Source organism: Corynebacterium guaraldiae (assembly GCF_053480195.1).
This window is the reverse complement of the sequence record NZ_JBRBAU010000011.1, coordinates 1-24448: the sequence shown is the minus strand read 5'-3', so window position 1 is coordinate 24448 and position 24448 is coordinate 1. Positions and strand designations below refer to the sequence as shown.

Here is a 24448-nt window from a genome sequence, read left to right as displayed (position 1 = left end):
TCTACTTGGCCACGCCGAGGTCTACCAGAGCTTTCTTTGCTACTTCAGGGTCATCACTCTTGATCATGTACTCAACGATTCCCTTATCATCCGCGAGGATCTCCTGAACAGTGAAGATGGCCTCCAATCGCTGTGCCTTGAATGTGGAACCGCGCGTTGATTCTGCCGGAATCTCAGCGGCGTCCAAGACGGGCTTGCCGTCACGAACGGCGGCGGTGGCAGCAGGATCATCGGTGAAGACTACATAACCAACCTCAGGCGCCTTCGTAGTATCCACGGAACAGTTGGTGCCCTTCGCTTCTGGGGCAGGGGAGTTATCCGCGCCGTAGTAGCTGAACATCACTTCATAATCTGTGCACACTTCCACGAAGTCAGCAATCGGCTCGGGCGCATGGTCGGTAGGAGTGAGGCCGCTTTGAGCGTCGCCAGCAGTATCGCCACCGGTCTCGCCGGCGGTGTCACCGTTGGAAGCCCCGGAATCGGCAGGTGCTTCAGCGGCGGGCTGCGCAGGCGCGGCGGAATCCTCAGACTTGTCACCAAAGAGGGCATCTTTAGCTGCGACGTAACCAATCGCTACCACCACGATGACCGCGATTACTAGCGGAAGGAGCAACAGCTGCTTCTTTACACTGAGGCCTTGCTTCGGGGCATCGGTATGGGAACCTGTCGTGCCTGCGGTGGGGTTCGACGTGGAGGCGGTGCCTGATGCATTCTTCGAAGCTGCGCCTGGGTCTAGTAGTTCGCCATGCTTGATGAAATGGCGGTAGCCATTATCCGCAACTGTCTGGCCTTCTTTGATGTGTGATGTGTCTTCCGCCCCGTTAAGGTGATCGGGCGAACCCGGGTATGCAAGTCGGCTCATTATTCAGTCCACCACCGTGAATCAATATCGGAATACAGGGAGCGCATCGACTCAACGTGCTCTTCAAAGCTATTGCGATTGAGACGGTGCTTGTTTTCTTTCCACCGCTTAAAAAGCTCCTCCGAAGACACCGCGCGCGAGGCCTCCGTTCGTGCCTCCCGGCCTGCGGTCAGGGCCCACTGGGCGGCAAACTGCACGCGACGCGCGGCCTTTTCCGTGAACCCGCTCCACACTTTGTATGTGTTGTAGAGTTGAGCCACGACGGCCCAGCCATCCTGGTAGGGCAGAACTGTGACGTTGCCCAGGTTGTCAAGTTCAAGGAACTCAAAATGAGATGGATCCTTCTTATCGGCGGTCACGAGGATCCTTCGGTTGGTGACAAACGCGGCACCATCCACCCCGCTAGCTTTCGTAGCGGCGGCTTCCAGCACAATTTCGTCGACACCAAGGCCTTCTACAACGGCTGCGGCGGCAGCGTGCACAATCTCAGAATCACCAGCACGTTTAAGCGCAGCACCGAGATCTGGCCGGTCTGTCATTGCAATTTGGGGTCCTGTCATGCACACGAGACTAACAACACATCAAAAACTGTGACTGGGTGCGCTGAATTATGGCGTAGATCACCCCCAGCATAGGGGTGATGGATGGGGCACCACGGAACCGCGCCAGAAACCTCGGTACGTTGTGTGGGTATGAGCTCAACGTTCACGCCAGCAAAGTTTGATGACACTTGGATCTACCGCCTTACAAAGTTCCCATGGCCGGAACCGGCGCCGAGCAACGATGAGGTGCGCCGACACTCTTGGGGAATGACGTACAAGAGCAATAAGGCGTTTGCGACCCCGCTAGGGGTTGAGGCCATCAACGCAAGGGCGGCCAAATACTACAAAACATCTCTCGAGCAAAACTGGGGGGTCACTGGTGCACAGGAAGCGTATCAGGTTATTGATGCTCTGCTCGAAGGTGGCCAGCACGTGGAAAATGACCTGGTTTTACCCCTCGCATACGCCGTGAAGAACGTCCCCGAGCGCGAGCTAGATGCGGAAGTGGAGGAAAAGGTCGAGTTCCTCAAAGACTTCTTTATTGCCCAAGGCGCGGATCCGCGCCTTGGAGAACATAAGTTCCGCTACCTCGTGAGGATGTTGCGCTCGGAGGGCTTTGCCAAAGCAGCAGCCCCGGCACTGCCCACCACTACGCGCGCATGGGACATAATCCGTGTTCACGCTGTTGGTGGCCCGGCAACGGAGCTGGGGTGGATCTCTCCAGAAGAGTTCCTTCAGATTTCGGACAAGGCCGTGGCGACCCTGCAGCGCTACTTCGTGTCGTGGGCTGACGTAGCCGCAAGTTTCTGGTGGGGCCGAATGATCTGGGCGAGTGATGGTGAGCCCGACGTCACCGCTGCGATGAAGGATCAATCGCAACGGCTCACCGAGCTGCTCGCACACAGTGATTCGCCTTGGGTGCGCGTGCCCTTGCACGACATCCAGGCCGAGGAGCCATTCTCATCCTTGGGTGGTTTGCACTAAGTCTTAGGAAGCCTGGCAGTTAGAGGGTGCGGGGACATCCTTGAAGCGATCGATCAGATAGTCCACGCCGCGCGGAACCGAGTTGATGATGCCAACGGCGTGGTTGGCCCCGGAGTGGGGAAGAACGTCGACGGGGTCGGCGGCGTCAAACTGGACGGTGCCGCCGAGTGAGCAGTAGCTACCGGCCATCGCGCGAGCTTGCTCGTAGGGGATGAGGTCATCGGTGGGGGAGTTCATGACCAGCATCGGGGCGTTGAGGGCACGCTGGCCCAGTCGTTGCTCCGCAAGCATCTGGGCGGCAGCCGGTTTGCGGCGCACAAGTTCGCCGAAGGACTCGCCCGTCTTGGTCAGCTGGCTGGTGCGGGTAAAGCCCCACGTCGCAATCGAATCACCAATGCAGGCGTGGGCGGCGCTGGCAAGGAAGTGCATGCCGCGCGGGTTCATCTCGGTGACGACCTCGTTATAAAACTCAGGGCTGCGCTCCGCATAGCCGTTGATGGCATAGCCCAACACGTGAACGATGGAGGAGCCATCGACCGCGTTCATGACCTCGAAAAGATCGGCCGGCGGGGCACCGGCGTAGGTGCCCTTGACGTTGAGCTCCGGTGCATAGGTTTCCGCGTACTCGGCTGCGGCCGCGGCCGCACCGCCTCCTTGGGAATAGCCAGCAAAACCCACGGGGGCATCGGCCGGCGCGTTCGCGTGGCGGAGGGCGGCGCGGGCGGCGTCGAGAACCGCGTGTGCTTCCTCGATGTGGTTGACATAGGTGTGGTGACCTGGTGTGCCGAGTCCAACCAGGTCGGTCGTGACCACGCGCACGCCCTGTTGCGCGGCGTATTGGTACAGCGCGTACTCGTAGTTCATATTGAGCGTGACCTGATTGGCCGGACCCAGCGCGACGTTGCCCACCGACTGCGTGGCATTGGACGGAGCGCACTGGTCGCCCGCGCCGCGGGTGCCGGGTGCGAAGATGATGGTGGGGCGCTCACCCGGGCCGCTCCAGGCAGCGGAAGGCTCGTAGATGACGCCGGTGACGGTGGTGGGGGAGCCGTCCATGAGCGTGGACTCATAGGAGATCTTCTCCGCAGTGACGCCGGAGACGCCTGCGAGGTGGTCAATCGGATGGGCGGAGGTCGGCGTGCCGGGTGTAGCCGATGCTGTGACGGGCAGCAGCGCAGAAGCCGCCAGCGTAAGGGCCGCCACGAGTGCGCGAGGAGAGATTAGATTCATGCCGTAAGGGTAATCGCTCTGTCGCCGGTGCGCAGCGACTTCGCTGCGCTGAGACGTCGCTGCGCTAAGCTAGCGCGCATGGGCATTTATTTTCGCAAGCGCAAGAAGACCGGAAAAAATAGCTGGATCAATCTCTCCGGCTCCGGTGCCTCGATGTCAACAAAGGTCGGTCCCGTGACCTTTAACTCCCGCGGCGGCATGTGGGTCAATCTTCCAGGTGGACTGAACTTCCGGGGGCGCTGGCGCTAATGACTTCTCACCCCAGCAGCGACTATGTCCGTATGGGGTACGAGGCCGACGTCGTCCTGCGCCTAGGCATGATGCTCATGGGTGCGGGAACGTCCGGCTACCGCGTGCTGCGCGGCATGAAACGTGCCGCCCGCGCGCTCGGCTTTGATCGGCTCGACGCCAACGTTGGCGTCACACAGATCACCTGTACGTTCCACCGTGGCCGCGACTTCCGCACGGTGGTGGCGCAACAGCATTCGCCGGCTGTCGACGCTTCCCGGATAGAAGCCCTAGAGGACCTGACCCACCACCGGCTGTACGCGGGCATCACGGCGGAAGAACTCACAAAGATGCTCGACGTCATCGAGGCCAACGTGGTCAAGCGGTGGAACCGCTGGCTCCTAGCTGCGGCGGCGTCCATTGCGTGCGCCTCTTTCGCGGTCCTGAACTTCTTTACGCCGCTGGCGATTCTGCTGGTAGCCCTCGCCGCCTTTTGTGGTCAGCTCACCCGCGCGGTTTTGCACGGCAAGCACGTCCACCAACTGGGGTGCATCGTGGCAGCCGGAACGGTGGCCAGCCTCGTGTACTTCTTCACCACCGAGGCCGTGGCCGCCGCCGGAGTGGCGGACCCGTCAGAGTTTTCCTCGGGCTACGTGGCCGCGGTGCTCTTCCTCGTTCCCGGATTTCCCCTGTTCTCCGCGCTCATTGACCTCGCTCGCTTCGACTTCGAGGCCGGGCTTTCCCGCCTGACCTACGCGCTGACGGTGATCACCGCAGCCACCTTTACCGTGGCCCTGGTCAGCTGGACCACGGAGCTTACTCCGGAACCGGGTACCCCCGTCTATGCGCCGGTGTGGTACCTCGCCGCCGCAGCAGCCAGCTTCCTGGGCATTTCCGGATTCGCGTTCCTCTTTAATTCCTCGCGCCGGATGGTGCTCGTGGCGGCCGCGGTGGGAACGGTGGCCAACCTCGTACGCCTAATCCTCATCGGGGTCGGAGCCACAAGTTACGTCGGTGCTTTCGCCGGCGGTCTCATCGTCGGACTCTTGGGCGCGGTTGCCTCCAAACGCGCACACCTACCGCGCATCACCACGACGGTGCCCGCGTCCGTCATCATGATCCCGGGAACCTCCATGTTCCGCACCGTTTATCACCTCAACGTGGGGAACATGGACCAAGCCTTGAGCAACTTCGCTACCGCCTCGATGGCCGTGGCGGCCATTGGCTGCGGGCTTATCCTCGCCCGCCTGCTAACTGACCGCGATTGGACCTTCGGCCACCTCATCGACTTCTCACACGTGCCTAGTGCGGCAGGTGGAACAGACCCTCGTCGTTGACATCCATCAACCCGTCCTCGAGTAGTGAGGCCTGCGCCCGCGAGCGCTGCGTCGCGTCCGGCCACACCGCATCCAGGTCGGCTTGGGGAACTGGGTGGGGTGAGCCTCGGAGGACGTCGAGAAGCAGCCCGCGCACCTGGCGGTCCGTGCCGGTGAACTTCTGCACGCGCTTCTTTGCCCGCGCTGCTTCCTCCTCGCTGGGTTCCGGACAGCCCGCGAGCTGCCACGCGCACGAGGCCTTGATGGGGCAGGCGGCGCAGTCGGGGTTCTTGGCCGTGCACACCAAGGCACCAAGTTCCATGAGCGCGGCGGAAAAACGTGGCCCATTTTCTTCCGGAAGCAATGCTTCCACCTGTGCCAGCTCGCGTTTTGCGGGAGGTGGCGCGAGGAAGCGGCCCTCCTCAGCGCGGGCGTAGACGCGGCGCACGTTGGTATCCACCACCGGAACGTTGTGGCCAAAATGGAAACACGCCACGGCGCGCGCGGTGTACTCACCGATCCCGGGCAACGCCAAGAGCTTGTCGACGTCCCCCGGAACCGCCCCCTCACCAATCTCCTTCGCGCACTCCCACAAGCGCAGCGCGCGGCGCGGGTAGCCCAGCTTTCCCCAAGCGCGCAGTACGTCCGCTTTGGACGCCGCCGCGAGGTCGTGTGGGGTGGGCCAGCGGCGCATCCACTCCTCCCACTGTGGGGCCACGCGTGCGACGGGGGTCTGTTGGCTCATGACCTCGCTTAAGAGCACACCCCACGCTGAGGTACCCGGTCGGCGCCACGGCAGGGGGCGCTCATGGGCATCGAACCATTCCACGACAGCTTGGGTATCCATAGGCACCTCAGTGTAGGGCGCTGAGGTCTAAGCTAAGAAACATGCCTTTAGCAAAAGTTCCTCAAAATCCACAGAAAGTGTGGGAAGCCCTCCAGCAAGGTAATCAACGCCTCGTTACGGGCAACCTCATCGCCGTTAACCAGGACGCGAAGCTGCGCGCTGGCCTGACCCAGGGCCAGGATCCGCGCGTCATCGTATTGGCCTGCTCGGACTCCCGCGCGCCGATCGAGCACGTGTTCAACATTGGTTTCGGCGATGCCTTCGTCATCCGTACCGCGGGCCACATTTTGGACAGCGCGGTGATGGCCTCGCTGGATTATGCCTTAGAAAACCTCCACGCCAACCTGCTCGTTGTCATGGGACATCAGTCCTGCGGCGCAGTGGGCGCGGCCAAGGACTTCCTGGATGGTGGCGAATTGCCCACGGGCCTGCAGCGCCCGATCATCGAGCAAGTTGCCGCGGCCTCGATGGTGGCCAAGCGTGATGGCCGCGAAGAGCGCGCTGACTTCGAGCGCGAAAACACCGCGCAGGTGGTTTCCCAGATCATCTCCGATATTCCGGCTGCACGCCGGCTTCTCGACGCCGGAACGCTCGGCATCGTCGGCCTGCGCTACCTCCTTGAGGATTCCAGCGTGGAAACCGTCGTCCTGCACGGAGTTCATTAGCCCTGGGCGCTGGGCGGGCCCCAAGCGCGTAGAAGCCGCTGCTCAAGACACGCGGCTTGGGGCTGGCCCGGGTTGGGCTCGAGTCCCCTTAAACTAAGACCTGTGACTGAGCCATCCCGTACCCCGAAGCAGCTGCCGCGAGAGATCTACGTGCGTCGTCGCGTCGCCGCACTCGTGGCGATCTTGGTACTCGTGGTTGTTCTTATCTTCGCTGCTACCGCGCTCTTTGGCGGTTCGAAGGAGGACTCGGCGGCCGAGTCGCAGCAGGCAGCGGTTTCGGATACCTTGGCACCTTCGGAAAAAACAACCTCCGCAGCGGAAACGACGGAGCCCACCTCAGCCAAGGAATCCGCCGAAGCGACGGGTTCGACGGAACCGGCGAAATCCGAGGCGGGCGAGTCCGGCAAGGAAGAACCAACGTCAGAGGCGAAGCCGGATGAGCTGACCGTGGACCCGTCCAAGACGACGTGCTCCCTCCAGGACCTCAAGGTGCTGGCTAAGACCAATGAGGACAGCGTCCCGGCCGGTAAGATGCCGACCTTCTACCTGGAGGTTTTTAACCCGACGACAAAGGATTGCTCCATCGACCTCGATGAAGAGCAGCTGCGCTTTGAGGTTTACAAGATGGGCTCTAACGAGCGCGTGTGGGCCGATACTGACTGCTATGCCTCTGTAGAAACCGGCAAGCAGACCTTCAAGTCCGGTGAGACCCGCTACTTCCAGGCGGATTGGTCCCGTAAGCGCTCCGAACCGGGCAAGTGTACCGAGCGTGAGGAAGCCGAGCCGGGTGCTTACTTCCTGCATACCGTCATCGGGGAAAACTACTCCCCAGCGTTGCCGTTTAACTTGCTTTAAGCGCTGCAATCGCCTCGCTCAGCGTTGCGGCTTGGCGCACCTGCATGCCGCCGCCGATCTCTACCTTTCCGGGCGGGACGATGGCGTAGCGGTAACCCAAACGGGACGCTTCTGCCAAGCGGCGGTCTAGGTTCGGCACACGGCGCACCTCGCCGGCGAGGCCGACTTCCCCGATGACAACGGTCTTCGGCGGAAGTGGTTGCTCATGCAAGGAGGACCACGTGGCGAGTGCTACGGCAAGATCCGTGGCTGGTTCCTGAATCTTCATTCCTCCCACCGTGGCCACGTAGGCGTCCTTATCGTTGGTGCGCTCGCCCGCGCGGGCCTGCAGCACCGCGAGCACCATGGGGACGCGGTTGGCGTCGAGCCCCGTCACCACGCGCCGCGGGTTCTTGGCCACGGGATCGACAGTCAACGCTTGTACCTCGGCCAAGATGGGACGCACACCATCCATGGCGACGGTCACCGCGGAGCCATCCGGGGTGCTGCCGCGGTGGGAAAGAAAGAGCCCGGAAGGATCCGCGACCTCCCTGATTCCGGCCGCTGTCTGTTCGAAGCAACCCATCTCATCGGTAGCGCCAAAGCGGTTCTTCAGGCCGCGAAGCAGCCGCAGTGAGGATTGGCGGTCACCTTCAAAGTTCAAGACAACGTCCACGAGGTGCTCGAGCACGCGTGGTCCGGCGACGTTGCCGTCCTTGGTCACGTGCCCGACGAGGAGGATGGGGATGCCGGTGGTTTTGGCTAGCGTGGTCAGCGCTGCGGTCACAGCGCGTGACTGTGCTACGCCGCCAGCGACGCCTTCGACCCCGGCGGCGTGCATGGTTTGGACGGAGTCCACGATGAGCAGGCTGGGCTTAAGCTGCTCTACATGGCCAAAGACGACGTCCAGGTTTGACTCGGCCGCAAGGTAGAGCGTCTCATGCAGCGCCCCGGTGCGCTCCGCGCGGGCGCGAACCTGCCCGGCGGATTCCTCCGCGGTGGCGTACAGGGCAGTGCGGCCCAACTGTGCCCAGCGGGAGGCTACCTCCAGCAGCAGAGTGGATTTGCCGACTCCCGGCTCTCCCGCCATGAGCACGACCGAACCAGGGACGATGCCGCGGCCGAGAACGCGGTCAAGCTCCCCGATGCCGGTATTGATGGCCTTCGTCGCTGACGCGCCGACCGTCGTTATCGGCACCGCCGGGCTCGTCGGCGTCAAGCCTGTGGGGCGCCGCCCAGATACTGCAGCCTGAGCAGCGGTACTGCTTTGGGCTGCCGCGGTTTCCTGCAGCGTCCCCCACGAGCCGCACTCAGGGCAGCGGCCAAGCCACTTGGGGGAGACGAAGCCACACTCAGAACACGTGTGGACGGGACGAACCTTTTTTGCCATGTCTCACACTCTAGTAAGCCGCGCGGACATTGATGTCAGTCTGCAGGACGGCGCAGGTTATGCGGGACGGGCTGCGTTTTCTTCCATCCCTTAGCGCGATAGAAAAACGAACAAAGTAACCGCCCCAACTGACGAAGTTGCAGCCCGTGATTCGGCCTCGATGATCCGGGGAAACTTTGGCAGCTGGGGCGGTTGCGTTATGAGGAAAAGGCTTACTTGTTCTCAGCGTAGCCCTCGGTGGACTGCGGGTCGCGGTCGAAGTCGCCGGACTGCAGCGGGGAGGCGGACACGGTGGCGTCAACCTCAATGGTGCCGGTGTTGAAGGTGAAGGTCACCGGGCGGGAGCCGCCGAAGGCGTAGTCCTCGTTCTCCAGGGAGGTGGTCACATAAGTGATGTTCTCATCCTTGCCGTCCTTGGGGAGGCGGTCCAGGTTCGTCTGGGAATCAGCAAAGAGGGAATGATCGCGGGGGAGCGGCTCGACGCCCTCCAGAGGAACATCCTGGCCGTCGACGCTGACGGACTCGAGAACGACGTCGTTGACCTTGTAGCCCTGGTTGACGGCGACGAACTTGAGGGAGGTCTCACCGGTGTCCGGCTCAACCTGAATGGTGACGTCACGCACGGCCACCTTTCCATCTTCGGAGCTTGCGGATGCGCCGTCGACAGCAATCACCTTTTCCGCGGTCTGAGCAACATGACCGGCCGAGCAGGACGCCAAGGCCAGCGCGGAGAGGGCGGTAACTGACATGATGGCACCGCAGCGAGCGGCGGACTTCAGGGACTGCACTGTGAGTGTCCTCCATTGAATTGCGATCACAAAGCTTATCAACGCTTTAGCCTAGTACCTCTGGGAAGAAAGCACACAGTTTCCAGCAAACCCCTTGGGTAGACCGGGGGTAGCCGAGCTTTCTATAGGGCGTCACCGTGGTGTAAAGCGGCGGGCAGGCGGTACCCGGGCGGGGGAGCGGGGCACGATGGCTGCGTGCTAGAATAGATTCCCTGTATATGCGGCCCACCGAGAGTACGCCGAGAGCACACGATGGGCACCGTCTCAAAGGCTTCACAAGGAGTGGCAATGGAATTTAAGGTCGGAGAGGTCGTCGTCTACCCCCACCACGGCGCCGCCAAAATTACGGCGATTGAAACCCGGGAGATGGGCGGCGAGGAGCTCGAATACCTCGTTCTCCAAATCAACCAGTCCGACCTCGTGGTCCGTGTGCCTTCCAAGAACGTTGAGATGGTCGGCGTGCGTGATGTCGTGGGCAAGGAAGGCCTCGAGAAGGTCTTCTCCGTTCTGCGCGAAGTAGACGTTGAGGAAGCCGGCAACTGGTCCCGCCGCTACAAGGCCAACCAGGAGCGCCTCGCCTCCGGCGACATCAACAAGGTGGCCGAGGTTGTGCGTGACCTGTGGCGCCGCGACCAGGACCGTGGCCTGTCCGCTGGTGAGAAGCGCATGCTGGCCAAGGCCCGCCAGATTCTGGTCGGTGAGCTCTCCCTGGCCAAGCCGGTTGATGAGAAGAAGGCTGACACCATGATGGAGGAAATCAACGCCACCATCGAGCGTCACCGCGCCGCTGGCCTGGTGGATGACAAGTCCATTACCACCGACATTGACAATGACGTCGATCTCGATGACCTCTCCTTCGACGACGAAGACTAAGGACCAGCCCACCCCCCGCGTCATTGCTCTCGTCGCGGCTGCTGGTCAGGGAACGCGCCTCGGCGCAGACGTTCCCAAGGCCTACGTAGAGCTGCGCGGGCGCACCCTCCTGGAGCGCTCCGTCCGGGCGATGATCACCTCGGAATTCGTCGATGAGATCATCGTGCTGGTCAGCCCGGCCATGGAGGGTTATGCCTCCAGCATCCTTAACCGCATCGATTCTGACGTGCCCATTCGCATCGTCCACGGCGCGGGCGAGCGCGCCGATTCCGTCTGGGCGGGATTGCAAGCAATCCCGGAGGAGGACGCCGTGGTGCTCATCCACGACGCAGCCCGGGCATTGACGCCGCCGGGGATGATCGCGCGCGTCGCCAAGCGCGTGCTCGACGGTGCCACCGCAGTCATCCCGGTCCTTCCCGTGGCAGACACCATCAAAGAGGTGGAGGGGACCACGGTCCTGTCCACCCCGGACCGTTCCCGTCTGCGCGCCGTGCAGACGCCGCAGGGTTTTAACTTGGCCGCGCTGCGCCGCGCCAACCTAGACTATTGGGCGCAGGACCCTGACTTCGTCGCCACCGATGACGCCAGCCTCATGGAATGGCACGGCGAGCGCGTGGAGACCGTGCAGGGAGATACCTTCGCCTTCAAGATCACCACCCCCATCGACCTCGTCCTGGCCAAGGCCGTGACGGATGAGGCCGAACCGACCATCTTCGAGGTGCCTAGTGACTAACCCGATTATCCCGCGCGTGGGAATCGCCACCGACGCCCACCAGATCGAGCCCGGAAAGCCCTGCTGGATTGCAGGCCTACTCTTCGACGACGTGGATGGCTGCGAGGGCCATTCCGATGGTGACGTGGTGAGCCACGCGCTTGTCGACGCCTTGCTCTCCGCCTCCAACCTCGGCGACCTCGGCTCCTTCGTCGGCGTGGGCCGGCCAGAGTACGACGGGGTCTCAGGTGCCCAGCTGCTGCGTGAGTGCCGCGAGTTGTTGGAGAAGGAAGGTTTCATTATCGGCAACGCCGCGGCACAACTGGTTGGCCAGAGCCCTAAGATGGGCCCGCGGCGCAAAGAAGCCGAGTCCGTGCTGAGCGAAATCCTTGGTGCCCCTGTGTCCGTTTCGGCCACGACGACGGATCACCTTGGCTTCACCGGCCGCAAGGAGGGCCGAGCAGCCGTGGCGACTGCCGTAGTCTGGCGCGCCTAAGGCGTCCTGAACTTGCCGGCTGGATGAGTCAATTAGACTAGGCCAGGTGAGTACTTTGCGCATTTTTGATACCGCCACCCGCAGCCAACGTGAGTTCGAGCCGGTTCGTCCCGGCCATGCGTCGATCTACCTGTGTGGTGCCACCCCGCAGTCCCAGCCGCACATTGGGCACCTGCGCTCCGGCGTTGCCTTCGATATCCTGCGCCGCTGGCTGCTTGCGCAGGGCTATGACGTGGCCTTGGTGCGCAACGTCACCGATATCGATGACAAGATCCTCACCAAGGCAGCCGAGAATAACCGCCCTTGGTGGGAGTGGGTATCCACCTATGAGCGCGAGTTCACCAAGGCCTATAACACCCTGGGCGTTCTGCCGCCCTCTGTGGAGCCGCGCGCGACGGGTTTTGTGACGCAGATGGTGGAATACATGCAGCGGCTTATCGACGCCGGCTTCGCGTATTCCGTGCCTGGCGAAGATGGTGCAGGCTCCGTCTACTTCGATGTCGCCGCGTGGAATGCCACGGAAGGCTCGGACTATGGCGCGTTGTCTGGCAACCGCGTCGAGGATATGGAGCAGGGCGAGTCGGATGCCGCGGGCAAGCGCAGCCCGCAGGACTTCGCGCTGTGGAAGGCGGCTAAGCCGGGCGAACCGTCCTGGCCCACACCGTGGGGCAAGGGCCGCCCGGGCTGGCACCTTGAGTGCTCGGCCATGTCGACCTACTACCTAGGCGGCGAGTTCGATATCCACTGCGGTGGCTTGGACCTGCAGTTCCCGCACCACGAGAACGAGATTGCGCAGTCCCACGCGGCGGGTGACAAGTTCGCCAACTACTGGATGCACAACCACTGGGTCACCATGGCCGGTGAGAAGATGTCGAAGTCCCTGGGTAACGTGCTCTCCATTGCCAACATGCTGGAGATCGTCCGCCCGGTGGAGCTGCGCTACTACCTGGGTTCCGCGCACTACCGTTCGGTCCTCGAATACTCTGAGGCAGCGCTGACCGAGGCCGCGGCGGGCTACCGTCGTATTGAGGACTTTGTGGGCAAGTTCGAGGGCGTCGAGAAGGGCCAGTGGACCGCGGCCTTCGAGGACGCAATGAACGATGACATTGCTGTCCCGAAGGCGCTGGCGGAAATCCACACCACGGTGCGCGCGGGCAATAAGGCGCTGGGAGAAGGCAACCGTGAGGAAGCCGAGCGCCTTGCCGGGGCGGTGCGCGTCATGGCTGCGGTTCTTGGCTTTGATCCACTCGATGAACAGTGGAAAGATAGTGGCGAAGAAAGCGGCGCTGATGCGGCATTGGACGTCCTCGTCCGAGCCGAGTTGGAGCGTCGCACTACCGCCCGCGCAGAAAAGGATTGGGCTACTGCGGACGCTGTGCGCGACCGCCTTGCAGCCGCGGGTATTACCATCACCGACACCGCCGACGGCCCCACCTGGTCCTTGGCGGATTAACGTCCTTGGCAAAGGCCTAGGACAGCACAGAAGCCGAGGACAACATAAGGAGAAGAATTATGGCACGTACCCATGGCCGCGGCGGCGCAGGTATCCGCAAGACGAATAAGAAGGGCGCTACGAAGGGCTCTGGCGGTCAGCGCCGCAAGGGCCTAGCCGGCAAGGGGCCCACGCCGAAGGCGGAGGACCGCGTCTACCACGCCAAGCACAAGGCGAAGCTGGAGCGCGAACGCCGCAACTCGGGCCGCCACCACAAGGAGACCGCGGAGATGGTCGTCGGCCGCAACCCGGTCATCGAGTGCCTCCACGCTAAGGTTCCGGCAACGTCGCTCTACATTGTGCAGGGAACGCGCAACGACGCCCGCCTGTCTGAGGCCGTAGCCATGTGCAATACCCGCAACATCCCGATTCTTGAGGTCCAGCGCCACGAGATGGACCGCATGACCGGCAACGGCATGCATCAGGGCATTGGCCTGCAGATCCCGCCATATAAGTATGCCGACGTCCATGACCTGATGGATCGCGCACGCGATGCCCAGGAACCGGGCATGTTCGTCATCCTCGATAACATCACCGACCCCCGCAACCTCGGCGCGGTCATCCGCTCCGTTGCCGCTTTTGGCGGCCATGGCGTCATCATTCCGGAGCGTCGCTCGGCCTCCGTTACCGCGGTGACCTGGCGTACCTCGGCAGGCACTGCCGCGCGCCTGCCAGTAGCTCGCGTGACCAACGTGACCCGCACGGTTCAGGAGTTCCAGAAGGCTGGCTACCAGGTCGTCGGCCTCGATGCGGGAGGCGAGCACACGCTCGACACCTACAACGGCGGCACTGACCCCGTCGTCATCGTCATCGGCTCTGAGGGCAAGGGCATCTCGCGCCTCGTCCGCGAGAACTGCGATGCCATCATGTCCATCCCCATGACCGACTGGGTTGAATCCCTCAACGCCTCCGTGGCGGCAGGTGCGGTCCTTTCGGAGTTCGCCCGCCAGCGTCGCGCGCGGCATGAATGATGCTTTAGGCGCCGCGCAATCTAAGGACGCCGCGCGGGCCCCATGCCCCGCGCAAGAAAGATAGTGCCCGTTCTGCCAAAGTTATGGCCGCTGATTCAAGATCTGGCCGGAACTTTGGCAACAAGGGCAGTTGTGGCCGTGTTTGGACTCTACGGCTAAGAAACGCGGGCGAAGAAGCCCTCCACCACATCGGCTGCCAGGAAGGCATCCGTATTGGGGCCCAGGCGCGCATCAAGTTGGTTGCCGGATGGTATGACGTGTCCGGTGCCTTCCATCGTCCACAGCTCCACGGGGTTGTCGCCAGCCCAGGTTTGCGTGGTCACTGACTCGTAGGGGCGGGCCAGCTGTGGCTCTCCGGATAGCCCGTTGAGCTGTGCCAGGCGCGCGGCCGTCCATGGCGCCGAAGTCACTTTTCCACGCGTGCGAGTCGCATCGAGCCCAGCCACGCCGCCCTCATAGGGCGCAAGCGGATCAGCGGTTCCGTGCATGAGCAGCACCGGGGTGGGCAGGTAGGCCGAGTCCGGGTTGCTCGGCGCGTGGTTGGAACCGGAACCGAGGGTGGAGGCGAAGATGCAGGCGGCGTCGAGAAGCCCGGGGGCGTCGAAAAGCAAGCGCAGCACCATCTGCCCACCGTTGGAGTAGCCGCAGGCAAACGTGCGCTGTGTGCCGTAGCGCTGCTGGGCCCGCTCCACGAGGGCGCGGGCAAAGGCGACGTCATCGACGCCGAGTTCGCGGGCCTTCACGGGTAATGTGCCGCGAGCATCGTTGAAGTGGCGGTCCACGCCCTCCGGGTAGATGATGACGCGGCCGGTGCGCTCGGCCATCTCATCGAAAGTATTGGCCGTAAACCTCCGCATGACGCTGCCCGATTGCAGCGAGCCGTGGAAGAAAAGGATCAGATCCCCGCCTGGCTCAGGGGGCTCCACGGTAATAAACGTGCGGGTGCGGCCATCGAGTTCCAGGGATTCTTTCACGGGCAGCCAGTTTAGTCGGTGTGCGCGCAGTGCTCGTCGTGGGTGCTGGTGTGATGTTCTTCGCCGGACGCTTTATTCGCGCGGTGGAAGCGTGCGGCGGCGATGTCATCGCGCACCGCGGTGCGCCCGCGCAGCCAGCCGATGAGCCGGCATGCCAGGTAGATGATGAAGGAAATCGTGGTCACGAACACCGACACCGGCAGGCCCGGTGCCAGGGAGAGCAGGAAGCCGCCCACGGCGGAGACTTCCGCGAAGATGGTGGACCACACCACCGCGCGCAACGGGGAGGAGGTAATCTGTACCGCCGCTGCGCCCGGGGTGATGAGCAACGCCATGACGAGTAGGGAACCGACGATCTGCACGGACTGCGCGGCCGTCAGGCCCACGAGGATGGCGAAGCAGACCGCCAGGGACTTCACCGGCACGCCGGCGGCTTGGGCCATGACGGGATCCGCAGAGGCGAAAAGCAGCGGGCGCCAGAACAACGCCACCACGGCAACGATGATGGCGGTCGTGGCGGCGAGCAGCCACACCGAAGCGGAGGAGACGCCAACGATCTGTCCCGTCAGGAGCGTCATCGCGGTTTTGGCGTTGCCGGGGTAGAGGTGCAAAAAGAGCACCGAGAGGCCCAGGCCGAAGCTCATGACCACGCCGATGGCACTGTCTTGTTGGCCTTTCAATCCCAGCACCGCCAGGATGATGGCGGCGACGATGGCGCCGGCGATCGCGCCGAAGCCGATGTTGAGGCCGAACAGCAAAGCCGCGGCCGCGCCCATAAGAGCGAGCTCAGAGGTGGCGTGCACGGAGAAGGACATCTGGCGCAGGACGATGAGTGAGGTCATCACCCCGGAGAGGATTCCGAGCAGCGCGCAGGCGATGAGCGAGGATTGCACGAAATCAACACCCAGCAGGTACTGGGTGTCCTCGATGAACTTAGACAACGATGAGCCTCCCATCGACGTTGAGGACGGTCACGGATGAGCCATAGAGTTCCGAGAGCACCTCCGAGCGCATGACCTCATCCACCGTGCCGAACATGTGCCCGTTGGGCGCGAGGTAGAGCACCTTGTCCACCACACCCAGCACGGGATTGATGCCGTGGGTGACGAAGAGGATGGAGGTGCCGCGCTCGTGGCGCCAGGCGTCGAGCTTCTCGACGGTCGCCTGCTGCCTTCCCGGGTCCAGCGACAGCAGCGGCTCATCGGCAAGGATGAGTTCTGGGTCGTTGGCGAGGGCTTGCGCCTGGCGGATGAGCTGCTGCTGGCCGCCGGAGAGCTGGCCCACGCGGCGGTTGGCAATTCCGGTGGCGCCGACCTCGGCGAGGAGTTCATCGACGCGTCCCCGGGCAGGGCGCCGGTTGCGCAGCGTGCCGTGGGCGAGGGACAGCGACACCAGATCCCGGGCGCGCAGGGGCAGGTCCTGGGGGAACATTCTTTGTTGGGGGATAAAGCCCACGCGGCACGCGACGTCCACGCTGCCCGCGGTGAGCTGGCGGGTGCCCAGGATAGTTCCCAGCAGCGTGGATTTGCCCACGCCGTTGGGGCCTAAAACGGCGATGAACTCGCCGCGGTCTACGGCGAGGTTCATGTTCGACCACAGTGGTTCTACTGCGGCATTTTTAAAGGAAATGAGCACTTATGCAGCCTCGAGTGCGTTTACGACTTCTTCATAGTATTCGAGGAAGTTGGTCTTCTCCGGCGGGGTTTCACCGATTTCGACGACCGGGATGTTCTTGTCCTCGGCGGCGGTGCGAATGCGCTTGGTCATGTCGGTTTCGGTCTGCGGGTTAAAGATGAGCAGGTCGATCTTGTCCTGCTTGATGTCCTCGAGGAAGTGCGCCAGGTCAGCGGCGGTGGGCTCGCCTTCAGCAACGGTGGCCTTGCGGTAGCCCTCCGGGGTGGCGTCGGTGCTCTCGGTGTATTTGAAGATGTAGTCCGCGATGGGCTCGGTCTGCGCGTAGTTGTGCTGAGGCAGCTTCTCGATGCGTGCCTTCAGGCCCTCCACGCGCTCGACCAGAGGATCGGCGGTGGCCTTGGCCTCCGGGTTGGCCTCGTTAACGAGATTGGCTACGTCGGTCGCTACCTTTTCGATGGCCGCGGCGTCGTACCACACGTGCTCGTTGCCATCGATGTTGGTGATCTGCTCGGGGTGCTCGGCGGCGATCTTCTTGGCCTCATCCATGGTCACGGTTTCGCCTTCGTGAGCGTGGTCATGATCATGACCTTCTCCATGGTCATGCTCGTCATGACCATGTTCGTCGTGGTCATGCGCGTGTTCCTCGTGCGCATGGTCGTGTTCTTCTCCATGATCATGATCGCCATGGTCATGCGCGGTCAGCGGCAGGGCGTGAATGATCTCGTCCTGGTTCTTGACCGCCTGGTAGAGCCATGCGTCGTAGCCGCCGCCACCGGCGATGATGACGTCGGCGTCGTTAGCGCGCGCGATGTCGGCCGCGGTGGGCTCGAAGTGATGGGGGTCCACACCGTTGCCACTCACGATGGGGTGGACGTCGATGTTGACGTCGGTCTGTGCGGTATCGACGACGGCCTGGGCAACGTCGGCCCAGATGGAGGTCGAGGCCACAACGTGGATGGTCTCCTTGTCGGATCCGGCATCCGAGCCGCCGGCGGCGTTGTCATCACCGGAGGAGCAGGCGCTCAGCGCTGCGGCACCCAGGGTGGCGGCGAAGAGGAGAGCGGTGGGACGTCGGAAAGCACGGCGTGAGTGGGAAGTGGTCATGTCCCTATTTCTACGTTTAGTGAAAATTGTTGTCAAATGATAATGGATTGAAAACGGGTAGTGTTACCGTCATGTCCAAACGCAGCACGACGCTGGCCTCCCTGGCCGCCGAACTCGGGGTTTCGCCCACCACGGTGTCCAACGCGTATAACCGCCCGGACCAGCTGGCGCCTGCCACCCGCGAGCGCATCCTCGCTGCCGCGGCGGAGCGTGGCTACACCGGCCCGGATCCCACCGCGCGTAGCCTGCGCACGCGCCGCCAGGGCTCACTGGGGGTGTTGCTGACTGAGCACCTGTCCTATGCCTTCGAGGACATGGCTTCCGTGGATTTCCTGGCCGGCATGGCGGAGGCTTCAGCCGGGGCGAGCACGACCCTTACCTTGATCCCCGCCGGCCCGGATACCGTAGGCGCCCCCAACGATACGCAGGCGGCGCAGCTCGTGGGCTCGGCCGCGGTCGATGGCTTCGTGGTCTATTCCGTGGCGGCGGGTGATGCTTATCTGGAGGCCGTGCGCCGCCGCGGCTTGCCGGTGGTGGTGTGCGACCAGCCCACGGATTCGGGCCTGCCCTTCGTGGGCATCGACGACCGCGCCGCGATCGCCCCGGCGGCGCAGGCGCTTGTCGACGCCTCCCATACCCGCATCGGCATCCTCACCATCCGCCTGCACCGTGAGCGCCTCGACGGCGAAGTGACGGCCGAACAGCTCGCCGCGGCGGACATGCACGTCCAGCGCTCGCGCGTGCTGGGGGCGCTGGACGTCTTCGCGCAGGCGGGCCTCGATCCTTCAGATATCCCCGTGGTGACGCGCCACATCAACGACCCGCGCACCGCCTATGCGGCAGCCGAAGAGTTGCTGAGCGCCCACCCCGAACTCACCGCGGTGCTGTGCACGACGGACTCGATGGCGCTCGGCGTGATAGCTTATGCCCGCGATCATGGAACCGCTGTTCCCCAGCAGCTTTCCGTCACCGGATTCGACGGCATTGCGCCAGCCCTAGCGCTGGGGCTGAGCACCGTCGTCCAGCCGAATAAGGAGAAGGGAGCGGCGGCCGGGCGCATGCTGGCAGGCCTCATTGAAGGCGACGGTGGTGCGCCGCGCACTCTGCTTCCGACGACGTTCCACCCCGGGCGCACGGTGGCCTCGGCTGGGGCTTAAGAGCTGTGCTGCGCGCGGGCGGACGCGAGTTCTTCGAGGAACTCCGTCACCGCCGCGATATCGGGCACGCGTAGCGCCGCTTGCGTTGCGCCCTCACCGACCTTGACGCCGAGGTCCGGCGGTTGGTTGAGCATGGCGAAGCCGTCTTCGTCGGTGGTGTCATCCCCTAAAAAGACCACCGCTGTGGCGCCGACGCGCTGGCGAAGCTTCTCAAGCCACGTGCCTTTCGTGGCCTGCGTAGCGGAAAATTCGACGACGCACTTGCCCGCAGTCTTAGGGAAGCCATCGGCGCTGAGAGCCTCGCCTTCTGCATAGGCCGCGGCCGCCGCGTCAGGATCCTGCAACTCTAGCGTCCGCAGGTGCAGCACGCGCTGGAAGGGTTTGACCTCCAGTTCCGCGCCGGGGTGGCGCGCGATGATTTCTTTGAGTTCTGCTTCTTTCTTCGCCAGGTGAGCTTCCATCTCCGGAGTGAGGGCGGAATCCTCCCAAGAGGACTCTGCGCCATGCGAGCCGCCCAAAAGTACCGGTTCACGCAGCGGGCAAACCCGCTTTAAGCCTTCGAGATGCCGACCGGAGAGTACCGCGGCGGTGGTGTTCGGGAGCTCCGCTAGGGTGGCCAGGGCGTCGAGTGAGCGCTGCTCCGGCTTTACGTCATACGCGTTGCGCGCGAAGCCCGCTAAGGTGCCATCAAAATCGGACACAACCGCGAGGTGTTCAGTGGAGGCGAGAGCATCAATCATGCTCCCCACCCTAGCGCTGAAAACTTCAGGGCTACAGCGAAGCCATCCGGATGATCGGTGAATCCACTTTGTCGGTGCGCAGCGTCAATACGAGTTGGTTGTTGGGGTTAAGCGCAAAGTCGAATTCATGGCCTTCGGCGATGAGGTTGCGCATGAGCGAATCGGCCCACCTGACCGAGCCCTCGCAGTCTTCACCGTTCGGTGGGCTCTCGTAGGTGGCTTTTTCTACCCTCATCACGTCACCCTCCCAGATCGTGGAGGCCTTGTTCCCTTTGTGGAAGGAGACCTCGGCGGTGAAGGGGACGCAGCCGGTCGAGCCCACGGCAGTGTGCTCACCGAAACTCATGTGCGGCACTTGCGCGGTATCGGCTGGGAGGGAGGATGGCGCGTCCGGGGAGGTATAAAGGTTGATGACCTGCCAATCCTTGCCCACGATGCGATCATCGCCGCGCGGCGTGGGCTCCTCATCCGCGGAGCCGCACCCGGTGAGGCCACTTGCGAGCAGCGCCGAGGTGAGCACAGCGGTGAGCGCTGCGGCGGGGCGGCGCCGCATCATGCTTCCTCCTGATCCAACGCGCCGAGGAAGGACTGCGACCACAAAGCGATATCATGCTTGCGCACCTGCTCGTTCATGGCAGTCATGCGCTCGCGCATGGTCTCAGGAGATTCCTCCAGTGCCTTAACCGCGGAGAGCAGGGCGCGCTTGATGGATTCGATGTCGAAGGGGTTGCACAGGTTAGCTTGAGTAAGCTCTGCCGCCGCACCTGCGAACTCGGAGAGTACGAGCGCGCCGGAGCCATCGCCGTGGGAGGCCACGTATTCCTTGGCTACGAGGTTCATTCCATCCTTGAAGGGCGTGACCAGCATGATGTCCGCGAGCCTGTAGTAGCGGCGCAGGACCTCCTTCGGGACGGAGCTGTGCTGGTAGTGCACCACCGGCGCACCGAGGCGCCCGAAGCGCCCATTGATGCGGCCTACGGCTTCCTCCACCTTCGAGCGCGTGGCGCGGTAGTGGTCGATGCGCTCGCGTGAGGGCGTGGCCAGCTGCACGAAGGTCACCTCGTCTGGGTCCAGCGCCCCGGTTTCGAGGAGCTCCTCGAAGGCAGTAAGACGCTGCAGGATGCCCTTTGTGTAGTCGAGGCGGTCGACTCCCAAAATGACGTGCGTGGGGTTACCCAACTCCGCACGTAGCTGGGCGATGTCCCCCGCATCACCGCCTTCAGCGAACTCACCCGCCGCAATGGAGATGGGAAAGGCACCGATTCCGACGGAATGCCCACTACTGGTCACGATGCGCGCGGTGACCGCGCGGGTGCTCACTTCACCTTCGACCTTCAGGCCCTGGGTGCGGGCGAGCTCTAGGAAATTGCGGGCGTTGGATTCGAGGTGGAAGCCGATCAGGTTGGCGTCGAGAAGCCCCCGCACCAACTCCTCACGCCACGGCAGCTGGCGGAAGAGATCCGGGGAGGGGAAAGGGATGTGGAGGAAGAAGCCGATGGTGAGATCGGGGCGCAGCTGGCGCAGGATGCCGGGCACGAGCTGCAGCTGATAGTCCTGAACCCACACCGTGGCATTCTCCGCGGCGACAGCCGCTACCTCGTTGGCAAAACGCAGGTTGACCTCGCGGTAAGCATCCCACCAATCGCGGTTGTAGACGGGGGTGACGATGAGGTCGTGGTAGAGCGGCCACAGGGTGGCATTGGAAAAGCCCTCGTAGAAGGCTTCATAATCCTCTTGCGTGAGGCGTACCGGGTGAAGCAGGACGCCGTTGTCGGTGGTGAAAGGCTCAGGGGCCTCGTCGGCCACGCCCGGCCAACCCACCCAACAGCCCTGGTGTTCTTCCAAGACAGGGGAAAGCGCGGTGACGAGACCGCCGGGGGAGGCCTTCCATTCACGGGTGCCGTCGGCGGAGGTCTCGAGGTCCACCGGCAGGCGGTTGGCCACGACTAAGAAGCTATTGCTGCGCCCGGACATAGCTAGGCCTTCTTCGCGGACTTTTTAGACGCCTTCTTCGTCGACTTCTTGGTGCTCTTCTTAGTCGCCTTCTTTGAGGCTTTCTTCGTAGCCTTCTTGGTCGCCTTCTTGCTGGACTTCTTGGAGGCCTTCTTCGTTGACTTCTTGCTGGACTTCTTTGGAGCAGCATCGGCTTGCTCGGCCAAGACCTTGCGGTGCACCAAGCCTTCCGGTTCGACGCCCAGCATCGACATAAGAGTCACGCCGTCAAGGAAATCCTCCGCATAGGTGGCAACGACGCGGCGCGCGGAGCGGGCGGTCTCTTCCTCTACTGCATGAGTCTGGTCAGCCGCTGGCTGAGTATCTGTGACCTTTGGTGGCACGGAGTCCTCCTGGGATGAAGTGTGAAAGCTTTCAGACCGGCTATTCTACGCTATTGCGACGCCGATGGGGCGCTCGGGTCATCTTTGCCGGGCACCGTGTAGGTGGGGCGCTGCGCTGGAAACTCCGTGGTGACGGGCCACATGTCCGTGACGGCATCACCCTGCTGGAAGCGCGCCTGCTGCGCGGGCGTCGGTGGCTTGGGGCCATACTGCGGCGGCGGGGCCGGCAGGTTGTGGCGCGGTGCGAAGGGGGACATGGGGACGCGGGGGATGCGTGCTCGCTGCGCCAAACGGGTGGCCCGTGAAAAGGAAAAGGTTCCCAGGCGCTTGAAGGCGGTATAAGGCCGGAAGTACTGCGGGCGGCGCAGGCGGCGGGCGACGCGCTCACCAAAGACCACGCCGGCGGCGAGCGCGCCGGAAATGGCAAGGGCGCTGGCCAGGTTGGTCAGGCCGGTGATGAGCTGTTCATTGAGCATGGCATACATGCCGCGGTACAAGGTCAGGCCCGGCAGCATGGGGGTATAGCCCACGATCATGGTGATGAGCGGTGGCATCATGTAGCGGCGGGAAAGGAGACCACCCGCGAGGCCCACCGCCACGGCCGAGAATCCGGAGGCGACGACAGCGCCAACGCCGAAAAAGACGACGAGGAAGTAGTAGAAAACCATACCGGCGGCCGCCGTGAGCCCGGAGATGGTGACCTCCGACCACGATGCCCCCAAGGCCAACGCGAAGGCGGCGGAGCCGATTCCGCCGCACAGCACCAGAAGCGGGATCTGGTGATAGACGGGTGGCGCGAGCGTCGCCAGCGGCGGCAGGCTAAAGCCCACCCATGAGGCAACCTGGATACCCAGGCCCACGCCGGCGATGATGGCGCCGGTGGACATGAGGGCCTCGAAGAACTTGGCGGAGGAAGTCACGGGCGCGCGCGTGATGCCGTCCACCAGGCACTGCACCAAGGTCAGTCCCGCCACCAGCACGATGATGCCCGAACCGATGATCTGGGAAGGCAGAATGTGGATACCAAAACCCGCGAAGACGTTGTAGAGAATGGCCGCGGGGACAACGGCAAGCAGGCCGCCGACGAGGTTCTGATAGAAGGGCGGCAAGCGGTACCCGGCCAGGAACATGTTCGTGCCCATGATGAGAGCCGAAATGAGGAACGTGATGAGGCCGACGAGGAGATCACCACCGAGCATGACGGCGATAAACCCACCCATGGCGCCCCAGGCGCTGACGATGGTGGTCGTGGAATAAGGGTTCTTCATCGCGTCGATATCATCCAGGACCTTCTCCGCCATGGCCGGCGGCGTGGCACCGGAGTGGATGGAGCGGATGAGGCGGTCGACGGCGGACAGCTTGGTGAAGTCCACAGCGATGCTCGGCGCCACGCGGAAGACGTGGAGGTTTCGCCGGTCCGGGCCCGTGCCGATAGCCGTGTGGATAGTGATCGTGTTCATCAGGATGGACACGTGACAGTAGTGCAGACCATAAGAGGATGCGACGAGGTGAATCTGCGCCTGGACGTCGGTATTGGCGGAGCCAGCCGCAATCAGGATTTCCCCGACGCGCGCGGCGATCTCCATGACGCCCGTGACCTGGGCCGGGTCGGTGAGATCGACCGGGGCAAGAGGGGAGGGCGGTGGTGCGGCCTTCGCGGCGTCAATGGTGGCGACGGGGGCCGAACGGTACAGCAGGCGCTGGCGCAAGGAAGAAAGAACAGACACGGAAAAGAAAGACCTCATCAACACTTCTGGGTTCGGTAAGTCAGCACTTTAGTAACTGCCGCCGATTTATGCACCTGCCAGTGCTTTTCGGGGTCCTCGCACCCGCTTTTTCGCAGCGCAAGCCCCCTGGCTTTCCTTCCGAGGGGTGGTCTCAGGTACGATGCCCTCTAGCGGATTAGCCGCGGTGCTGGAGTGGCGCAATTGGTAGCGCAACGCACTTGTAATGCGTAGGTTGCGAGTTCAAGTCTCGTCTCCAGCTCAAAGAGGGCCTTTTTAAAGCCCATTTTTCTTAGTCGGCGAGGTGGCCTAGGGCGACGTCGATAAGCGCCCGGCGTCGCTGCGGTGGCAGGGGGCGTTCGGTGAGGTGATCATGGACCCACAGGCCGTTCGCTATCACCATCGCGAGCGCCACGGATTCGGCCTAAACGACAAAACGTGTTGTTTTCCGGCGTGTCGAGTTAAACGACAGATTGTGTTGGTGGGGGTTGGGGTTTAGCGTATGTGACCTTTGCGTATTCCCATAGAGTGGTTGTAGGCAGTGTCGA

General features: G+C 63.1%; 26 protein-coding genes and 1 tRNA gene. 12 read left to right on the top strand and 15 right to left on the bottom strand.

The window, feature by feature from the left end:
- Position 1 precedes the first annotated feature (1 nt).
- Both ACUY3D_RS09460 and ACUY3D_RS09455 read right to left on the bottom strand, forming a co-directional pair.
- The gene (locus tag ACUY3D_RS09460; protein ID WP_070522763.1) at positions 2 to 862 is read right to left on the bottom strand and encodes a hypothetical protein; all 861 of its coding nucleotides are present in this window, start codon (positions 860 to 862) and stop codon (positions 2 to 4) included.
- Positions 862 to 1422 carry a hypothetical protein gene (locus ACUY3D_RS09455; protein ID WP_070532271.1) on the bottom strand — a complete coding sequence of 187 codons (561 nt, stop codon included), beginning with the start codon at positions 1420 to 1422 and terminating at the stop codon, positions 862 to 864. Before ACUY3D_RS09455 ends, ACUY3D_RS09460 begins: the two co-directional genes overlap by 1 nt.
- A gap of 84 nt (positions 1423 to 1506) precedes the next feature.
- On the opposite strand from ACUY3D_RS09455, the gene ACUY3D_RS09450 reads away from it, so the two are divergent.
- Positions 1507 to 2388: a DUF1266 domain-containing protein gene (locus tag ACUY3D_RS09450; protein ID WP_448240973.1), complete on the top strand. Its 882-nt coding sequence runs from the start codon at positions 1507 to 1509 to the stop codon at positions 2386 to 2388.
- Positions 2389 to 2391: 3 nt separating this feature from the next.
- Here ACUY3D_RS09450 and ACUY3D_RS09445 read toward each other — a convergent pair whose 3' ends face one another.
- On the bottom strand, positions 2392 to 3618 hold the full coding sequence (locus ACUY3D_RS09445) for a lipase family protein (RefSeq protein ID WP_070522772.1): 1227 nt from the start codon (positions 3616 to 3618) through the stop codon (positions 2392 to 2394).
- 78 nt (positions 3619 to 3696) lie between these two features.
- Between ACUY3D_RS09445 and ACUY3D_RS09440 the strand changes: the two genes are divergently transcribed.
- A complete protein-coding gene (locus ACUY3D_RS09440; RefSeq protein WP_083299135.1) occupies positions 3697 to 3867 on the top strand; it encodes a DUF4236 domain-containing protein in 171 nt (56 codons plus the stop codon).
- Positions 3867 to 5183 (top strand): threonine/serine exporter family protein, encoded by a 1317-nt coding sequence (locus ACUY3D_RS09435; RefSeq protein ID WP_448240972.1) that lies wholly within the window; start codon positions 3867 to 3869, stop codon positions 5181 to 5183. Before ACUY3D_RS09440 ends, ACUY3D_RS09435 begins: the two co-directional genes overlap by 1 nt.
- On the opposite strand, the gene ACUY3D_RS09430 is transcribed toward ACUY3D_RS09435, so the two are convergent.
- Positions 5149 to 6009, bottom strand: a complete 861-nt coding sequence (locus tag ACUY3D_RS09430; RefSeq protein ID WP_448240970.1) for an HhH-GPD family protein — start codon at positions 6007 to 6009, stop codon at positions 5149 to 5151. The two genes, ACUY3D_RS09435 and ACUY3D_RS09430, sit on opposite strands and share 35 nt — an antisense overlap.
- Positions 6010 to 6050: 41 nt before the next feature.
- Here ACUY3D_RS09430 and ACUY3D_RS09425 point away from each other — a divergent pair, with 41 nt between their 5' ends.
- Both ACUY3D_RS09425 and ACUY3D_RS09420 read left to right on the top strand, forming a co-directional pair.
- Positions 6051 to 6674, top strand: coding sequence for a carbonic anhydrase (locus ACUY3D_RS09425; RefSeq protein WP_070522781.1), 624 nt, complete (start codon positions 6051 to 6053; stop codon positions 6672 to 6674).
- A 102-nt stretch (positions 6675 to 6776) separates the two neighbouring features.
- The gene (locus tag ACUY3D_RS09420) at positions 6777 to 7529 is read left to right on the top strand and encodes a hypothetical protein (RefSeq protein WP_070522784.1); all 753 of its coding nucleotides are present in this window, start codon (positions 6777 to 6779) and stop codon (positions 7527 to 7529) included.
- On the opposite strand, the gene radA is transcribed toward ACUY3D_RS09420, so the two are convergent.
- Positions 7516 to 8898 (bottom strand): DNA repair protein RadA, encoded by a 1383-nt coding sequence (gene radA / locus ACUY3D_RS09415; RefSeq protein ID WP_448240969.1) that lies wholly within the window; start codon positions 8896 to 8898, stop codon positions 7516 to 7518. The genes ACUY3D_RS09420 and radA overlap by 14 nt on opposite strands.
- Before the next feature lie 212 nt (positions 8899 to 9110).
- Positions 9111 to 9686: a hypothetical protein gene (locus ACUY3D_RS09410; RefSeq protein WP_070522795.1), complete on the bottom strand. Its 576-nt coding sequence runs from the start codon at positions 9684 to 9686 to the stop codon at positions 9111 to 9113.
- 288 nt (positions 9687 to 9974) lie between these two features.
- Here ACUY3D_RS09410 and ACUY3D_RS09405 point away from each other — a divergent pair, with 288 nt between their 5' ends.
- From ACUY3D_RS09405 to rlmB, 5 genes are read left to right on the top strand one after another with little or no spacing between them, the layout of a single operon-like run.
- Positions 9975 to 10559: a CarD family transcriptional regulator gene (locus tag ACUY3D_RS09405; protein ID WP_070522798.1), complete on the top strand. Its 585-nt coding sequence runs from the start codon at positions 9975 to 9977 to the stop codon at positions 10557 to 10559.
- A complete protein-coding gene (ispD, locus tag ACUY3D_RS09400; RefSeq protein ID WP_448241010.1) occupies positions 10531 to 11292 on the top strand; it encodes a 2-C-methyl-D-erythritol 4-phosphate cytidylyltransferase in 762 nt (253 codons plus the stop codon). The genes ACUY3D_RS09405 and ispD overlap by 29 nt, the downstream gene beginning before the upstream one ends.
- A complete protein-coding gene (gene ispF / locus ACUY3D_RS09395) occupies positions 11285 to 11767 on the top strand; it encodes a 2-C-methyl-D-erythritol 2,4-cyclodiphosphate synthase (RefSeq protein ID WP_448240968.1) in 483 nt (160 codons plus the stop codon). Before ispD ends, ispF begins: the two co-directional genes overlap by 8 nt.
- 46 nt (positions 11768 to 11813) lie before the next feature.
- A complete protein-coding gene (gene cysS / locus ACUY3D_RS09390; RefSeq protein WP_448240966.1) occupies positions 11814 to 13220 on the top strand; it encodes a cysteine--tRNA ligase in 1407 nt (468 codons plus the stop codon).
- 59 nt (positions 13221 to 13279) lie between these two features.
- Positions 13280 to 14230 carry a 23S rRNA (guanosine(2251)-2'-O)-methyltransferase RlmB gene (rlmB, locus tag ACUY3D_RS09385; protein ID WP_448240965.1) on the top strand — a complete coding sequence of 317 codons (951 nt, stop codon included), beginning with the start codon at positions 13280 to 13282 and terminating at the stop codon, positions 14228 to 14230.
- 155 nt (positions 14231 to 14385) lie between these two features.
- On the opposite strand, the gene ACUY3D_RS09380 is transcribed toward rlmB, so the two are convergent.
- Genes ACUY3D_RS09380 through ACUY3D_RS09365 form a run of 4 tightly spaced genes read right to left on the bottom strand, consistent with a single transcriptional unit; the run spans position 14386 to position 17943 of the window.
- Positions 14386 to 15204, bottom strand: a complete 819-nt coding sequence (locus ACUY3D_RS09380; RefSeq protein ID WP_448240963.1) for a CE1 family esterase — start codon at positions 15202 to 15204, stop codon at positions 14386 to 14388.
- Positions 15205 to 15215: 11 nt separating this feature from the next.
- The gene (locus tag ACUY3D_RS09375; protein WP_448240962.1) at positions 15216 to 16160 is read right to left on the bottom strand and encodes a metal ABC transporter permease; all 945 of its coding nucleotides are present in this window, start codon (positions 16158 to 16160) and stop codon (positions 15216 to 15218) included.
- The gene (locus ACUY3D_RS09370) at positions 16138 to 16839 is read right to left on the bottom strand and encodes a metal ABC transporter ATP-binding protein (protein ID WP_448240961.1); all 702 of its coding nucleotides are present in this window, start codon (positions 16837 to 16839) and stop codon (positions 16138 to 16140) included. Before ACUY3D_RS09370 ends, ACUY3D_RS09375 begins: the two co-directional genes overlap by 23 nt.
- A complete protein-coding gene (locus ACUY3D_RS09365; protein ID WP_448240959.1) occupies positions 16840 to 17943 on the bottom strand; it encodes a metal ABC transporter solute-binding protein, Zn/Mn family in 1104 nt (367 codons plus the stop codon). It lies immediately after the preceding gene.
- A gap of 71 nt (positions 17944 to 18014) precedes the next feature.
- Here ACUY3D_RS09365 and ACUY3D_RS09360 point away from each other — a divergent pair, with 71 nt between their 5' ends.
- Positions 18015 to 19100 (top strand): LacI family DNA-binding transcriptional regulator, encoded by a 1086-nt coding sequence (locus ACUY3D_RS09360; RefSeq protein WP_448240958.1) that lies wholly within the window; start codon positions 18015 to 18017, stop codon positions 19098 to 19100.
- Here ACUY3D_RS09360 and otsB read toward each other — a convergent pair.
- Genes otsB through thrE form a run of 5 tightly spaced genes read right to left on the bottom strand, consistent with a single transcriptional unit; the run spans position 19097 to position 23903 of the window.
- Positions 19097 to 19840, bottom strand: a complete 744-nt coding sequence (otsB, locus tag ACUY3D_RS09355) for a trehalose-phosphatase (RefSeq protein ID WP_448240956.1) — start codon at positions 19838 to 19840, stop codon at positions 19097 to 19099. The two genes, ACUY3D_RS09360 and otsB, sit on opposite strands and share 4 nt — an antisense overlap.
- A 31-nt stretch (positions 19841 to 19871) precedes the next feature.
- Entirely contained in the window at positions 19872 to 20396 is a 525-nt protein-coding gene (locus ACUY3D_RS09350) for a hypothetical protein (protein ID WP_070522838.1), read from the bottom strand.
- Positions 20393 to 21814, bottom strand: coding sequence for an alpha,alpha-trehalose-phosphate synthase (UDP-forming) (locus ACUY3D_RS09345; protein ID WP_144676657.1), 1422 nt, complete (start codon positions 21812 to 21814; stop codon positions 20393 to 20395). Before ACUY3D_RS09345 ends, ACUY3D_RS09350 begins: the two co-directional genes overlap by 4 nt.
- A 2-nt stretch (positions 21815 to 21816) precedes the next feature.
- A complete protein-coding gene (locus ACUY3D_RS09340; protein WP_070522844.1) occupies positions 21817 to 22176 on the bottom strand; it encodes a hypothetical protein in 360 nt (119 codons plus the stop codon).
- Positions 22177 to 22226: 50 nt separating this feature from the next.
- The gene (thrE, locus tag ACUY3D_RS09335) at positions 22227 to 23903 is read right to left on the bottom strand and encodes a threonine/serine exporter ThrE (RefSeq protein ID WP_070562474.1); all 1677 of its coding nucleotides are present in this window, start codon (positions 23901 to 23903) and stop codon (positions 22227 to 22229) included.
- Between the two features lie 186 nt (positions 23904 to 24089).
- On the opposite strand from thrE, the gene ACUY3D_RS09330 reads away from it, so the two are divergent.
- A tRNA-Thr gene (locus ACUY3D_RS09330) sits at positions 24090 to 24162 on the top strand.
- Positions 24163 to 24448: the final 286 nt, after the last annotated feature.

What these genes read in the sequence shown, in the direction of transcription:
- ACUY3D_RS09445 (WP_070522772.1), bottom strand. Translation starts at nt 3,618, where the DNA reads ATGAATCTAATCTCTCCTCGCGCACTCGTGGCGGCCCTTACGCTGGCG.
- ispD (WP_448241010.1), top strand. Translation starts at nt 10,531, where the DNA reads ATGACCTCTCCTTCGACGACGAAGACTAAGGACCAGCCCACCCCCCGC.
- ACUY3D_RS09365 (WP_448240959.1), bottom strand. Translation starts at nt 17,943, where the DNA reads ATGACCACTTCCCACTCACGCCGTGCTTTCCGACGTCCCACCGCTCTC.
- radA (WP_448240969.1), bottom strand. Translation starts at nt 8,898, where the DNA reads ATGGCAAAAAAGGTTCGTCCCGTCCACACGTGTTCTGAGTGTGGCTTC.
- ACUY3D_RS09360 (WP_448240958.1), top strand. Translation starts at nt 18,015, where the DNA reads ATGTCCAAACGCAGCACGACGCTGGCCTCCCTGGCCGCCGAACTCGGG.
- ACUY3D_RS09405 (WP_070522798.1), top strand. Translation starts at nt 9,975, where the DNA reads ATGGAATTTAAGGTCGGAGAGGTCGTCGTCTACCCCCACCACGGCGCC.
- ACUY3D_RS09425 (WP_070522781.1), top strand. Translation starts at nt 6,051, where the DNA reads ATGCCTTTAGCAAAAGTTCCTCAAAATCCACAGAAAGTGTGGGAAGCC.
- ACUY3D_RS09345 (WP_144676657.1), bottom strand. Translation starts at nt 21,814, where the DNA reads ATGTCCGGGCGCAGCAATAGCTTCTTAGTCGTGGCCAACCGCCTGCCG.
- otsB (WP_448240956.1), bottom strand. Translation starts at nt 19,840, where the DNA reads ATGATTGATGCTCTCGCCTCCACTGAACACCTCGCGGTTGTGTCCGAT.
- ACUY3D_RS09435 (WP_448240972.1), top strand. Translation starts at nt 3,867, where the DNA reads ATGACTTCTCACCCCAGCAGCGACTATGTCCGTATGGGGTACGAGGCC.
- ACUY3D_RS09450 (WP_448240973.1), top strand. Translation starts at nt 1,507, where the DNA reads ATGGGGCACCACGGAACCGCGCCAGAAACCTCGGTACGTTGTGTGGGT.
- ACUY3D_RS09455 (WP_070532271.1), bottom strand. Translation starts at nt 1,422, where the DNA reads ATGACAGGACCCCAAATTGCAATGACAGACCGGCCAGATCTCGGTGCT.
- ACUY3D_RS09440 (WP_083299135.1), top strand. Translation starts at nt 3,697, where the DNA reads ATGGGCATTTATTTTCGCAAGCGCAAGAAGACCGGAAAAAATAGCTGG.
- rlmB (WP_448240965.1), top strand. Translation starts at nt 13,280, where the DNA reads ATGGCACGTACCCATGGCCGCGGCGGCGCAGGTATCCGCAAGACGAAT.
- ACUY3D_RS09375 (WP_448240962.1), bottom strand. Translation starts at nt 16,160, where the DNA reads ATGGGAGGCTCATCGTTGTCTAAGTTCATCGAGGACACCCAGTACCTG.
- ACUY3D_RS09350 (WP_070522838.1), bottom strand. Translation starts at nt 20,396, where the DNA reads ATGATGCGGCGCCGCCCCGCCGCAGCGCTCACCGCTGTGCTCACCTCG.
- ACUY3D_RS09430 (WP_448240970.1), bottom strand. Translation starts at nt 6,009, where the DNA reads ATGGATACCCAAGCTGTCGTGGAATGGTTCGATGCCCATGAGCGCCCC.
- ACUY3D_RS09460 (WP_070522763.1), bottom strand. Translation starts at nt 862, where the DNA reads ATGAGCCGACTTGCATACCCGGGTTCGCCCGATCACCTTAACGGGGCG.